Raw genomic sequence first — 12,482 nt, 5'->3', positions numbered from 1 at the left:
GCAAGGCTTGCGGCGCCTTCAAGCGCTGCCCCGAGCACCAGCCGCTGCCTCGCAGCGGCTTTTGTATTTTCTGAATTAACGAAGTGGAGAGCCGCATGGTTCCCGTAATCGCCCTGGTGGGCCGACCGAACGTCGGCAAGTCCACCTTGTTCAACCGCCTGACCAGGACTCGCGACGCCATCGTCGGCGACTTGTCCGGTCTGACCCGTGATCGCCAATACGGTGAGGCCAAGTGGCAAGGGCGTTCCTACATTCTGGTCGACACCGGCGGTATCTCCGGTGACGAGCACGGTATGGACGAAAAAATGGCCGAGCAGTCGCTGCTGGCCATTGAAGAAGCGGATGTCGTTCTGTTCCTGGTAGATGCCAAGGCCGGTTTCACCGCCGCCGACCAGATGATCGCCGAGCATTTGCGCAAACGTAACAAGCGTTCCTACGTGGTTGCCAACAAGGTCGACAACATCGACCCGGAAATGGCCCGCGCCGAGTTCGCCCCGTTGGGCATGGGCCACGCGATTCCGATCGCCGGCGCCCACGGTCGTGGCATCACCCAGATGCTGGAAATCGCCCTCAGCGACTTCCCGAAAGACGATGACGAGCTGGAAGAAGGCGAGGAAGAGATCGTTGCCGAAGGCGAGGAAGCCAAGCGCATTCCTGGCCCAAGCGAAAAAGACGGGATCAAGATCGCCATCATCGGCCGCCCGAACGTCGGCAAGTCGACCTTGGTCAACCGCATGCTCGGTGAAGACCGGGTCATCGTGTATGACGAGCCCGGCACTACCCGCGACAGCATTTACATCCCGTTCGAGCGTAACGACGAGAAGTACACGCTGATCGACACCGCCGGTGTGCGCAAGCGCGGCAAGATCCACGAAGAAGTCGAAAAATTCTCCGTGGTCAAAACCCTGCAAGCGATCAAAGACGCCAACGTGGTGATCTTTGTGATGGACGCCCGCGAAGGTGTGGTTGACCACGACCTCAACCTGCTGGGCTTTGCCATTGAGTCGGGTCGTGCGCTGGTCATCGCGATCAACAAGTGGGACGGCATGACGCCGAGCGAGCGCGATTTCGTGAAAGTCGAGCTGCAACGTCGTCTGTTCTTCGTTGACTACGCCGACATCCACTTCATCTCGGCCCTGCACGGCACGGGCGTGGGCAACCTCTACGCCTCCGTACAGAACTCGTTCAAGTCTGCGGTTACCCGCTGGCCAACCAACCGCCTGACCACGATTCTGGAAGATGCAGTCGGTGAGCACGCGCCGCCGATGGTCAACAACCGCCGGATCAAGCTGCGTTATGCCCACTTGGGTGGCGCGAACCCGCCGATCATCGTGATTCACGGTAACCAGATCGAGAAGGTGCCGAAGTCTTACGTACGTTATCTGGAAAACACTTACCGTCGTGTCTTGAAGCTGGTCGGTACGCCGATCCGCATCGAGTTCAAGGGCGGCGAGAACCCGTACGAAGGCAACAAGACCTCGCTCACCGACCGTCAGGTCAACAAGAAGCGCCGCATGATGTCGCACCACAAGAAAGCCGATAAGAAGCGCCGCGATAAGAAATAGGAGCAGCGTCAAGCTTTAAGCTGCAAGCTTTAAGAAAAAGCCAGAAAGGGTCCTGTCCGGGGACCCTTTTTTGTGTCTGATGGTTTGCTGCTTGACCACTTGCAGCTTGTCGCTTGAAACTTGCAGCTCACCTGCAGGGGCCTACCGATGATCACCAGTAAGCTGCCGAATGTCGGCATCACTATCTTCACTCAGATGTCTCAGCTCGCGGCGCAAACCGGGGCGATCAACCTGTCCCAGGGTTTTCCCGATTTTGATGCGCCCCAGGCGTTGTGCGATGCGGTGGGCCGGCATATTGCCCAAGGCCACAACCAGTATTCGCCGATGACCGGCCTGCCGGCGTTGCGCCAGCAGATTTCAGCGAAGATCGCGCGCAGCTACGGCGTCAGCGTGGATGCCGATCATGAAGTGACGGTCACCCCCGGCGCCACCCAGGCGATCTTCTGTGCGATTCAGGCGGTTATCCACAGCGGCGACGAAGTGATCGTCTTCGACCCGTGCTACGACAGCTACGAGCCCTCGGTGCAGCTGGCCGGAGGCCGCTGCGTGCACGTGCAGCTCGGGCTGGATGATTTCGCCATCGACTTCCAGAAGCTCGCTGAGGCGATAACGCCGCGTACGCGGATGATCGTGATCAATTCGCCGCACAACCCGAGCGGTGCGCTGATCAGCCGCGCCGAGCTGGATCAGTTGGCGGATTTGATTCGTGACCGCGACATCTACCTCGTCAGTGACGAAGTCTATGAGCACCTGGTGTTCGACGGCGTACCTCACGTTAGCGTTCTGAATCACGAAGAGCTGTATCAACGCGCCTTCGTGGTCAGTTCCTTCGGCAAGACTTACCACGTCACAGGCTGGAAAACCGGCTACGTGGTCGCACCGCCAGCCCTCACGGCGGAATTGCGCAAGGTGCACCAGTACGTCAGTTTCTGCGGCGTGACCCCGCTGCAATTTGCCTTGGCCGACTTCATGGCTGAGCATCCGGAACACGTCGAAGAACTGCCAGGTTTCTACCAGGCCAAGCGCGATCTGTTCTGCGATCTGCTGGCGCCGTCTCGCTTCAGCTTGACCCGTGTCACCGGTACCTATTTCCAATTGGTCGATTATTCGCAGATCCGCCCGGACCTCAACGACGTCGAGATGGCGCTGTGGATGACCCGCGAACACGGCGTGGCGAGCATCCCGATCTCGGTGTTCTACCAGAACCCACCCGAAGGCCAGCGCCTGGTGCGCCTGTGCTTCGCCAAACGCGAGGAGACCCTGCGTGAAGCAGCGGCAAAACTATGCGTGATCTGAGTGCACTGCCCAACCTGAACATCGCGCTGATCCAGACCACCCTGGCCTGGCACGACCGCCAGGCCAACCTGGAGCATTTCGAGCAATTGCTGGAACAGGCCCGCGGCGCGGACCTGATTATCCTGCCGGAGATGTTCACCACTGGCTTTTCCATGCAGTCCGAGACCCTCGCCGAGGCGGAAAACGGTCCGACCAGCAAATGGCTGCGGGTTCAGGCTGCGAAGCTTGAGGCGGTGATCACCGGCAGTGTCATCGTCCAGGCCGCTGATGGCAGTCATCGCAATCGCCTGCTCTGGGCGCGGCCGGACGGCGAGGTGTCGCATTACGACAAGCGTCACCTGTTCCGCATGGCCGGCGAGCACAACCACTACACCCCCGGCGAGCGCCAGGTGCAGTTCGAGCTCAAGGGTTGGCGGATTCGGCCGCTGATTTGCTACGACCTGCGCTTCCCGGTCTGGAGCCGTGATGCCCAGGACACCGACCTGCTGCTGTACACCGCCAATTGGCCGGGTGCGCGACGTCAGCATTGGAACCGCTTACTGCCGGCCCGAGCCATCGAGAACCTGTGCTATGTCGCGGCGGTGAACCGGATTGGCACCGACGGCAAGGGCTTTGCGTATACCGGTGATAGTCAGGTGCTGGATTTCCAGGGTGAAACCTTGCTCAGTGCTGGGGAGGCTGATGGGGTGTTTCAGGTGGTACTGGATGCGGCAGAACTGGCGGCTTACCGCACGCGGTTTCCGGCGAATCTGGATGCCGACACGTTCGAGTTCACCTAACCGATCGTAACCGATCGTTCCCACGCTCTGCGTGGGAATGCAGCCCGGGACGCTCCGCGTCCCATTCGGGAGCTGGAACGCGGAGCGTCCCTTGAGGCATTCCCACGCGGAGCGTGGGAACGATCAGCGTAGGAACGATCAACAAAAAGGCCCCAAGGTTCGCACCTTGGGGCCTTTTGCATTGCAGCGAACGCTTACGCCGCTTCTTTCGCTTGCGGCTGGCTCAACGAGCGGTTCAGCGCGCTGAACAGCGCCTTGAAGCTCGCCGTGGTGATGTTTTCATCAATCCCTACGCCGTGCACCGCACGCTGGCCTTCAACCCGCAGTTCGATATAAGCGGCTGCCTTGGCGTTGGTGCCCGCGCCAATGGCGTGTTCGTTGTAGTCCATGATTTCCACCGGGATCGGCAGACCGGCCACCAACGCTTCCAGGGCGCCGTTGCCCTTGCCGCGCCAGTGCAGGTTGGTTTCGCCCTGGCCCTTGCCCGAGACTTCCACTTCCACCGAGCTGTTGCCGTTTTCTTCCTGCAAGCGATGGCTGACCAGCGCGTACGGGGTGTTGGCCTGCAAGTATTCGCTGTGCAGCAGCGCGTGGATTTGCTGGGCAGTCATTTCCAGGCCGAGGCGATCGGTTTCACGCTGTACGACCTGGCTGAACTCGATCTGCATGCGACGCGGCAAGCTGATGCCGTATTCCTGTTCCAGCAGGTAAGCGATACCGCCCTTGCCCGACTGGCTGTTGACGCGAATCACCGCCTCGTAGCTGCGGCCGATGTCGGCCGGGTCGATCGGCAAGTACGGCACTTCCCACAGGGTGTCCGGTTGCTGCTGGGCGAAGCCCTTGCGGATCGCGTCCTGGTGCGAGCCGGAGAACGCGGTGTGCACCAGGTCGCCGACGTACGGATGACGCGGGTGCACCTGGATCTGGTTGCACTCTTCGACGACTTTGCGCACGCCGTCGATGTCGGAGAAGTCCAGCTCAGGGTGGATGCCCTGGGTGTAGAGGTTCAGTGCCACGGTCACCAGATCGACGTTACCGGTGCGCTCGCCGTTGCCGAACAGGCAGCCTTCGACACGGTCGGCGCCGGCCATCAGGCCCAACTCGGTGGCGGCCACGCCGGTGCCACGGTCGTTGTGGGTGTGCAGGCTGATGATCACGCTGTCACGACGGTTGATGTGACGGCCGAACCATTCGATCTGGTCGGCGTAGATGTTCGGGGTCGCGCATTCGACGGTGGCCGGCAGGTTGAGGATCACCTTGTGCTCAGGCGTCGGGTTCCAGACTTCGATCACCGCGTCGCACACTTCCTTGGCGAACTCGAGTTCGGTGGCGCTGAAGGTTTCCGGCGAGTATTCGAAGGTCCACTCGGTGTCCGGCTGCTGGGCGGCGTATTTGACGAACAGCTTGGCAGCGTTCACGGCGATGGCCTTGATCCCGTCCTTGTCCTGGTTGAAGACAATGCGGCGGAAGGAAGGGGAGGTCGCGTTGTACAGGTGAACGATGGCTTTTTTCGCCCCGCGCAGGGATTCGAAAGTGCGCTCGATCAAGTCTTCACGGCCCTGGGTCAGCACCTGAATGGTGGTGTCGTCCGGGATGTGGCCGTCTTCGATCAGGGTGCGCACGAAGTCGAAGTCGGTTTGCGAAGCCGCCGGGAACGAGGCTTCGATTTCTTTCACGCCGACCTGCACCAGGGTTTTCCAGAAACGCAGCTTCTTCGCCGCGTCCATTGGCTCGATCAGCGACTGGTTGCCGTCGCGAAGGTCCGAGCTGCACCAGATCGGCGCGGCGGTGATGGTCTTCGACGGCCAGGTGCGGTCCGGGATATCGATCGTCGGGAACGCGCGGTATTTCGAAGACGGGTCTTTGAGCATGCTCATCGGGAAATCCTTATTGTGTGGGCCGAAAAAAGGCGGCCTGCCGGTGGATCAAAAGTGTTTGGGAAAACGTGTAAGGCGAGGCACCGCGATTCAGCCTGGCAGTCGTGCACTGACGAGGCACAGGCTGCGGTGCTGGCGAAGCTGAATGAGGGTGTGAGAGGTTTTCATGCCTTCAACCCTAACCGCCGGGGTTGAGGTTGGCAAGCAGTCGAAAAAAATTGAGAGGAATACTCGAAAAGGCGGGATTGGCGAGATTTTATTGCTGGGATGTGGAGTGATTGTTTTGATGTTTGCGCGGGGCTTGTGGGATGCGCAATTGAAGGTTGGTGATGTGTTGCCTGGGATTCCGCCTTCGCGGGCAAGCCTCGCTCCTACAGGTTTGCGGTGATCGTCGTCCTGTAGGAGCGAGGCTTGCCCGCGAAGAGGCCGGCAGCCCCAACGACTTTTTAAGGCTGAAACGCCCCAATAAAAATCGCCGGGTCCACCCGCGCATCATTCAGGCTGACGTTCCAGTGCATATGCGGCCCGGTCGCCCGACCCGTCGAACCGACCTTGCCCACCACACCGCCCCGCGCCAATTGCTGGCCAACCTTCACATCAATCTTCGACATGTGGCAGAACATGCTGATAAAGCCCTGGCCATGGTCGACAAACACCGTGTTGCCATTGAAGAAGTAGTTACCAATCAAAATCACCTTGCCCGCCGCCGGGGTCTTGATCGGTGTGCCCGCCGGCACTGCGAAGTCCAGGCCCGCATGAGGGTTGCGCTCTTCACCATTAAAGAATCGACGCACACCGAACTTGCTCGACAGCGGCCCGTTGACCGGTTTGTCCAGCAACAGGTTGCTCGGGGTGACGGGGCTGAAGCTGCGATAGGCCTGGATCTGCTCGGCCAGTTCGCCTTCGATGCGCTTTAGGTTCTCCGGGTTCGGGTTGACCTGCTGGGTGTTCTTCAGCGTGATGCGCTGTTCCGGGTACTTTTTGTTGCCGACGGTGAAGCTCAAGTTACGGCCGCCGCTGCTCACTTGCTGGGTGCCCGGTTTGACGGTCAGCGGCACACCGACGATGGCCAGCCAGTTGCTTTGTTCCTTGACCACCAGCACCGGTTTGCCCTGATACGTGGCTTTCGGTGCTTGGGCGGCAGCGCCCAAGTCCACGACCGCCACGCCCCCCGGCACCGGTTTGTTCAGCAGGCGGGTGATGTAGCTGTCGGCGTGGGCGTTGAAGGTCAGGCACAGCAACAACAATGGAGCCAGGAAACGGGGCATGGATCAATCCAGTAGAGAAAGGGTGACAGGCGTCAGGTGATTGTCTTCGACGCGCACTTGCAACTCGCCCTCGCCGAGCCGGGCGTTCAGACGCTGGCCGGGGTGGGTCTGGGCGGCATTGCGAATCGCGTTGCCGCGCTCGTCCAGCAAAATGCTGTAGCCACGGCCAAGGGTCGCCAGCGGGCTGACCACATGCAGCGTCTGCATCTGGCTTTGCAGTTGCAGGCGCCGGGCCTTGAGGCCTTCGCGCATTGAGCGGGGCAGGCGTTCGGCGAGGCTGTCGAGGCGTTGGCGCAGCATCGCCAGTTGCCGTCCCGGATGTTGCCCGGCGAGGCGGGTTTCCAGACGGATCAAGCGTTCGCGGCGGGTATTGAGGCTGCGTTCGAAGGCGCGACGCAGGCGCATGTCCAGATCGTCCAGGCGTTGCGCTTGCTGACGCAGGCGTTCGCCGGGATGACGCAGGCGCCGGGACATGCCTTCCAGGCGCAGGCGATCACGCATCAAGCGGTCGCGGATGCGCATCACCAGGCGCCGATGCAGGCTTTCGACCCGACGCACCAGGTCGCTGGAATCCGGAGCCAACAATTCGGCAGCAGCAGAAGGCGTCGGGGCGCGAACGTCCGCCACGAAGTCGCTGATCGACACGTCGGTTTCATGGCCGACGGCGCTGACAATCGGCGTCACACAGGCATCCACGGCGCGGGCCACGGCTTCTTCGTTGAAACACCAGAGGTCTTCCAGCGAACCGCCGCCACGGGCCAGGATCAACGCATCGAAGCCTCGGGCGTCCGCCAGTTTCAAGGCGCGGACAATCTGTGCGGTGGCTTCGCGGCCCTGTACAGCGGTGGGGATCAGCGTCAGTTGCACCTGCGGCGCCCGGCGGCGGAACACGCTGATGATGTCGCGGATCACCGCGCCGGTGGGCGAGCTGATGATGCCGATGCGTTGCGGATGGGCCGGCAACGGCACTTTGCGCTCGGCACTGAACAGGCCTTCGGCGCTGAGCTTTTCTTTCAGTGCATCGAAGGCCAGGCGCAGGGCACCGTCACCGGCCGGTTCCACGGTGTCGAGGATCAGTTGATAGTCGCCACGGCCCTCGAACAGCGAGACTTTGCCCCGCACCTTGACCGCCAGGCCATCCTTCAGCGCCTGCCGTACCTTGGCGGCGTTCTGCCGGAACAGTGCGCAACGCACCTGGGCGCCGCTGTCCTTGAGGGTGAAATACACGTGGCCGGACGCTGGGCGGGCGAGGTTGGAGATTTCGCCTTCGACCCAGATATTGCTGAACACGTCTTCCAACAACACCCGCGCGCGGCCGTTGAGCTGGCTGACAGTCAGGACTTCACGGTCCAGGCCGAGTCTTGCAAAGGGATCTTTAATCATGGGGCGCATGATAAAGGCATTCTTCAGGGGAATGCACGATCACCCGCAGGCAGCGCCTACAGGGATTGTGTGAATTGTTGGACCAATGCTGTGGGATTTTGCCGGCAGGCGAGGGCGACGGTGCTGAGGCAATCCGGGTCCGCCAGCGGCAGGAAATGGATGTCCGGCGGGGCGATGTCTTGCATCGATTCCGGCAACAAGGCAATGCCGAACCCGGCCTGGATCAATTGCAGTTGCGTGGTTTTGCGCGACACCACCCGCGCGGCCTTGGGAAAGAAGCCCTGGCGCATGCACAACTCCGCAGACAGATAGCTCAGGCCACCGCGCTGCGGATGGGGAATGGAGATAAACGCTTCATCCTTCAACTGCGCCAGATCGATACCTTGCCCTGAGTTATCCACAGCCAGCCGATGATTCGGTGGCACCGCCAGCAGCAAGCGTTCGCTATATAGAGGCACAATCTGCACGCCTTCGCGCTGGCGCAGCACCGGCAAGCGCAGCAGACCGACGTCCAGGCGACCCTCGGCCAACTCTTCCAGTTGCGCTTCGGAGGACAGTTTGACGATGTCCATGGACACGCCGGGATGTTGATCGAGATAAACGCTGATGCCGCGCAGTAGCCGCCCGCTCATTGGCACGGTGCTGGAATGGCTCAGGCGCAGAATGCCAAGTTGACCGTTGCCGACCTGGGTCGCCATTTCGCTGGCCTTGGTCAGCTCATTCAACAGATTCCTGGCCCGGGGCAAAAACGCTTCACCCGCCGCCGTCAAACGAGGTTGGCGCGCGGTGCGTTCGAACAGCGGTGTTTGCAGGCGGGTTTCCATGTCCTTGATCTGCCGGCTCAGGGCCGACTGCGCAATAAACAGGCGTTCGGCCGCAGCGCTGAAACTGCCGCACTCGGCGATTTCCACGAAATAACGCAATTGACGGGTAGAAAGCACAAGGCATGCCTTTTCGAGATGGGTGGGCGACTTTGAAGATATTAGTCGCAAGGCTCGGCGCTGGCTAAAGTCATCCACAGGTCTTCAAGGAAAAACCTGCCAATGAATGTGCTTGAGTTGTTGAGCCAATGGCCGTTCGGCGCGACGGATTGGCTGGTGATCGGGCTGGGCATTGCCCTGGCGTACATCGTGTTTGGCATCGCCGGGTTTGGCACCGCGCTGGTGGCGGGGCCGATCCTGATCCTGTTCATGCCGCTGTCGAAAATCGTGCCGTTGCTGGTGCTGCTGGATTTCGTCGCGGCGTTCGGCAATCTGCTGCCGTCGCGGCGGGACGTGGCCAGGCCCGAGCTGCTGCGATTGCTGCCCTGCATGGCGGTGGGTTGCACGTTGGGGGTGATCTTCCTGCTGAATCTGAAATCCGATCTGTTGCTGCTGTTGATGGGGCTGTTTATCAGCGCCTATGCGGTTTACAGCCTGTGGGTCAAAACCCGGCCCACGCAATTGTCCGCCGGTTGGGCAGTGCCGATGGGCACGGTGGGCGGGATGTTCGGGGCGTTGTTTGGCAGTGGTGGCTTTTTATATGCGATCTATCTGAACAGTCGCTTGCCCAAGGACGCGGCCCGGGCGACCCAGAGTGCGCTGATCAGTTGCAGCACCGTGGTGCGTTTGAGCCTGTTTGCCGTCGCGGGGGTGTACGCCGAGCTACCCTTATTGGTATTGGCCGTGTGCTTGTTGCCGGCCATGGCGCTGGGGTTGTGGATCGGCCGACGGTTGACGATGAAGCTGTCTCGGGAAGCGTTCGTGCGGCTGGTGACCTGGTTGGTGCTGGCCAGCGGGATTGCCTTGATCGGGCGGTATTTGAGTACTTGACCTGAGTGTGTCAGGGATTAAGCTGCCGGCCGTTCTGTCGCTTTCGCGGGCAAGCCTCGCTCCTACAGGTTTCGCGCAGATCCTTGTAGGAGCGAGGCTTGCCCGCGAAGGCGCCATCCGCCACGCCGCAGCACTTCCCATTTGACGCAGTAGGCTTGCACCATGAATTCCCAAAGCATCATCGTCCCGAAAATTTCCACATTGCCGGTACACGAACCCCGGGCCCGGGCGGTCGTGCGGTGGCTGGTGCGCAAGAACATCGTCAAGGAAGAACTGACCACCTGCGGGCGTACCGGTAATCGCATGGGCTACGCGCTGGCCGATGGCGCTCGCGCAGTGGTGCTGCACCCGGAAGCGCTGCCGTTCGGCGAACCGGTCAATGGCCTGGAAATCATCACCAAACGCTGCATCTACACGCCGGCCAAGGGGTTTCTGGGCGAAGCGGGGTGCGCCGAGTGCCGCAAGGAAATCGGCGAGGCGCTGTTCGAAAGCCTGGAAGAGTGGATGCCGGGGCGCACCGACAACTTCACCTGCCCTGAATGCGGGCATGAAGATGACATCAACGGGTTTCTGTTCCTGCAGGAATGCGGCTTTTCCAACCTGGGGTTCATCTTCAACAACTGGGCCGAGGCGGGTTTCAAGCAGAGCTTTATCGATGAATTTGCCGATTGGCTGGACCAGCCCGTGAGCCTGGTGAAAGTCGAGCTGTAATCGAACCTGAACCTGTAGGAGCGAGGCTTGCCCGCGAAGCTTTTAGCGCCAGTGATGACGCCTTCGCGGGCAAGCCTCGCTCCTACGGGATTGTGTGGTAAATGCCCCGTCGATCACTGCATCGATAATAGACAGAGTTTTACATTGAACCCGAGGGGGTGTCTGACTATAATGGCGCGCTTCCATTTTCCCGCTCGGGAGCCCCCGCGATGCTGCGTATCAGCCAAGAAGCTCTGACATTCGACGACATTCTCCTCGTGCCCGGTTATTCCGAGGTGCTTCCTAACGAAGTCAGTCTCAAGACCCGCCTAACCCGTGGCATCGAGCTGAATATTCCTCTGGTTTCTGCCGCCATGGACACCGTCACTGAAGCCCGTCTGGCAATTGCCATGGCTCAGGAAGGTGGCATCGGCATCATCCACAAGAACATGACCATCGAGCAGCAAGCTGCCGAAGTGCGCAAGGTCAAGCGTTACGAAGCCGGCGTGGTCAAGGACCCGATCACCATCGAGGCTGACGCCACGGTGCGTGAACTGTTCGAACTGACCCGCCTGCACAACATCTCCGGCGTTCCGGTCCTGCACGATGGCGACCTGGTCGGCATCGTTACTTCCCGCGACGTACGTTTCGAGAACCGTCTGGACGCCACCGTCCGTGAAGTGATGACGCCTAAAGAGCGTCTGGTCACGGTCAAGGAAGGCGCCGACAAGAACGACGTTCGCGAGTTGTTGCACAAAAACCGCATCGAACGCGTCCTGATCGTCGACGACAAATTTGCCCTCAAAGGCATGATGACCGTCAACGACATCGAAAAAGCCAAGGCTTACCCGCTGGCCAGCAAGGACGATCAAGGTCGTCTGCGCGTCGGCGCGGCGGTCGGCACCGGTAAAGACACTGGCGAACGTGTTTCGGCACTGGTTGCTGCCGGCGTTGACGTGGTGGTGGTCGACACCGCCCACGGTCACTCCAAAGGCGTGATCGACCGCGTTCGCTGGGTCAAACAGAATTTCCCTGACGTGCAGGTCATCGGCGGCAACATTGCCACCGGCGCTGCCGCCAAGGCCCTGGTCGAAGCTGGCGCCGACGCAGTCAAGGTCGGTATCGGCCCTGGCTCGATCTGCACCACCCGCATCGTCGCCGGTGTCGGCGTCCCGCAAATCAGTGCCATCGCCAACGTCGCCGCCGCCCTTGAAGGCTCAGGCGTGCCGTTGATCGCCGACGGCGGCATCCGTTTCTCCGGTGACCTGTCCAAGGCCATCGTAGCCGGTGCTTCCTGCGTGATGATGGGCTCGATGTTCGCCGGTACTGAAGAAGCACCGGGCGAGATCGAACTGTTCCAGGGTCGTTCGTACAAGGCTTACCGTGGCATGGGTTCGCTGGGCGCCATGTCCCAGGCTCAAGGTTCCTCCGATCGTTACTTCCAGGACTCCTCGGCAGGCGCCGAGAAACTCGTTCCGGAAGGCATCGAAGGGCGTGTGCCGTACAAGGGCACCCTGAGCGCCATCATCCATCAACTGATGGGCGGCCTGCGTTCCTCGATGGGCTACACCGGCAGTGCCGACATCGAAGAAATGCGCACCAAGCCTGAGTTCGTGCGGATCACCGGCGCTGGCATGGCCGAGTCCCACGTGCACGACGTACAAATCACCAAAGAAGCGCCAAACTATCGGGTCGGCTGAAGCCGACAGCTATAAGCCACAAGCTAAGAGCTGCAAGCGGTACTGCGTTTACGCAGCTACCGCGCAGCTTCCGACTACTTGCAGCTTGCAGCTTGAAGCTAGCAACTGCTTTT

Annotated in this window: 11 protein-coding genes; 7 read left to right on the top strand and 4 right to left on the bottom strand. The window is 60.8% G+C overall.

Translation table 11 applies throughout. The features are described from left to right. Positions 1–95 precede the first annotated feature (95 nt). The 3 genes from der (at position 96) to FQ192_RS07775 (ending at position 3,640) form a co-directional block, all read left to right on the top strand. A complete protein-coding gene (gene der / locus FQ192_RS07785) occupies positions 96–1,565 on the top strand; it encodes a ribosome biogenesis GTPase Der (protein WP_149658072.1) in 1,470 nt (489 codons plus the stop codon). A 147-nt stretch (positions 1,566–1,712) separates the two neighbouring features. Beyond that, positions 1,713–2,861: a pyridoxal phosphate-dependent aminotransferase gene (locus FQ192_RS07780; RefSeq protein WP_149658071.1), complete on the top strand. Its 1,149-nt coding sequence runs from the start codon at positions 1,713–1,715 to the stop codon at positions 2,859–2,861. Beyond that, positions 2,849–3,640 carry an amidohydrolase gene (locus FQ192_RS07775; RefSeq protein WP_149658070.1) on the top strand — a complete coding sequence of 264 codons (792 nt, stop codon included), beginning with the start codon at positions 2,849–2,851 and terminating at the stop codon, positions 3,638–3,640. The genes FQ192_RS07780 and FQ192_RS07775 overlap by 13 nt, the downstream gene beginning before the upstream one ends. A gap of 194 nt (positions 3,641–3,834) precedes the next feature. Here FQ192_RS07775 and leuA read toward each other — a convergent pair whose 3' ends face one another. Then, positions 3,835–5,517, bottom strand: coding sequence for a 2-isopropylmalate synthase (leuA, locus tag FQ192_RS07770; protein WP_149658069.1), 1,683 nt, complete (start codon positions 5,515–5,517; stop codon positions 3,835–3,837). 166 nt (positions 5,518–5,683) lie between these two features. Here leuA and FQ192_RS07760 point away from each other — a divergent pair, with 166 nt between their 5' ends. Next, a complete protein-coding gene (locus FQ192_RS07760) occupies positions 5,684–5,905 on the top strand; it encodes a hypothetical protein (protein ID WP_149658068.1) in 222 nt (73 codons plus the stop codon). Between the two features lie 58 nt (positions 5,906–5,963). On the opposite strand, the gene FQ192_RS07755 is transcribed toward FQ192_RS07760, so the two are convergent. From FQ192_RS07755 to FQ192_RS07745, 3 genes are read right to left on the bottom strand one after another with little or no spacing between them, the layout of a single operon-like run. Beyond that, the gene (locus tag FQ192_RS07755) at positions 5,964–6,785 is read right to left on the bottom strand and encodes a M23 family metallopeptidase (protein ID WP_149658067.1); all 822 of its coding nucleotides are present in this window, start codon (positions 6,783–6,785) and stop codon (positions 5,964–5,966) included. Between the two features lie 3 nt (positions 6,786–6,788). Continuing rightward, complete coding sequence (xseA, locus tag FQ192_RS07750; RefSeq protein ID WP_123410244.1) at positions 6,789–8,168, bottom strand: exodeoxyribonuclease VII large subunit; 1,380 nt, start codon at positions 8,166–8,168, stop codon at positions 6,789–6,791. A 56-nt stretch (positions 8,169–8,224) separates the two neighbouring features. Further along, positions 8,225–9,109, bottom strand: a complete 885-nt coding sequence (locus FQ192_RS07745; RefSeq protein ID WP_149658066.1) for a LysR family transcriptional regulator — start codon at positions 9,107–9,109, stop codon at positions 8,225–8,227. 102 nt (positions 9,110–9,211) lie between these two features. Here FQ192_RS07745 and FQ192_RS07740 point away from each other — a divergent pair, with 102 nt between their 5' ends. The 3 genes from FQ192_RS07740 (at position 9,212) to guaB (ending at position 12,369) form a co-directional block, all read left to right on the top strand. Next, on the top strand, positions 9,212–9,979 hold the full coding sequence (locus FQ192_RS07740) for a sulfite exporter TauE/SafE family protein (RefSeq protein WP_149658065.1): 768 nt from the start codon (positions 9,212–9,214) through the stop codon (positions 9,977–9,979). 162 nt (positions 9,980–10,141) lie between these two features. Further along, a complete protein-coding gene (locus tag FQ192_RS07735) occupies positions 10,142–10,690 on the top strand; it encodes a sugar ABC transporter ATPase (RefSeq protein ID WP_123410247.1) in 549 nt (182 codons plus the stop codon). A 209-nt stretch (positions 10,691–10,899) separates the two neighbouring features. After that, entirely contained in the window at positions 10,900–12,369 is a 1,470-nt protein-coding gene (gene guaB, locus FQ192_RS07730) for an IMP dehydrogenase (protein ID WP_149658064.1), read from the top strand. Positions 12,370–12,482: the final 113 nt, after the last annotated feature.

The sequence above is a fragment of the Pseudomonas sp. ANT_J12 genome (assembly GCF_008370045.1).
In the GTDB taxonomy this organism is placed as follows: domain Bacteria; phylum Pseudomonadota; class Gammaproteobacteria; order Pseudomonadales; family Pseudomonadaceae; genus Aquipseudomonas.
The sequence above is the reverse complement of the archived record's forward strand: the minus strand, read 5'-3'. Positions and strand labels throughout refer to the sequence as shown.

Excerpts from the sequence above, each read along its gene's own strand:
- der (WP_149658072.1), top strand. The coding sequence starts at position 96 with ATGGTTCCCGTAATCGCCCTGGTGGGCCGACCGAACGTCGGCAAGTCC.
- FQ192_RS07780 (WP_149658071.1), top strand. The coding sequence starts at position 1,713 with ATGATCACCAGTAAGCTGCCGAATGTCGGCATCACTATCTTCACTCAG.
- FQ192_RS07775 (WP_149658070.1), top strand. The coding sequence starts at position 2,849 with ATGCGTGATCTGAGTGCACTGCCCAACCTGAACATCGCGCTGATCCAG.
- leuA (WP_149658069.1), bottom strand. The coding sequence starts at position 5,517 with ATGAGCATGCTCAAAGACCCGTCTTCGAAATACCGCGCGTTCCCGACG.
- FQ192_RS07760 (WP_149658068.1), top strand. The coding sequence starts at position 5,684 with ATGCCTTCAACCCTAACCGCCGGGGTTGAGGTTGGCAAGCAGTCGAAA.
- FQ192_RS07755 (WP_149658067.1), bottom strand. The coding sequence starts at position 6,785 with ATGCCCCGTTTCCTGGCTCCATTGTTGTTGCTGTGCCTGACCTTCAAC.
- xseA (WP_123410244.1), bottom strand. The coding sequence starts at position 8,168 with ATGATTAAAGATCCCTTTGCAAGACTCGGCCTGGACCGTGAAGTCCTG.
- FQ192_RS07740 (WP_149658065.1), top strand. The coding sequence starts at position 9,212 with ATGAATGTGCTTGAGTTGTTGAGCCAATGGCCGTTCGGCGCGACGGAT.
- FQ192_RS07735 (WP_123410247.1), top strand. The coding sequence starts at position 10,142 with ATGAATTCCCAAAGCATCATCGTCCCGAAAATTTCCACATTGCCGGTA.
- guaB (WP_149658064.1), top strand. The coding sequence starts at position 10,900 with ATGCTGCGTATCAGCCAAGAAGCTCTGACATTCGACGACATTCTCCTC.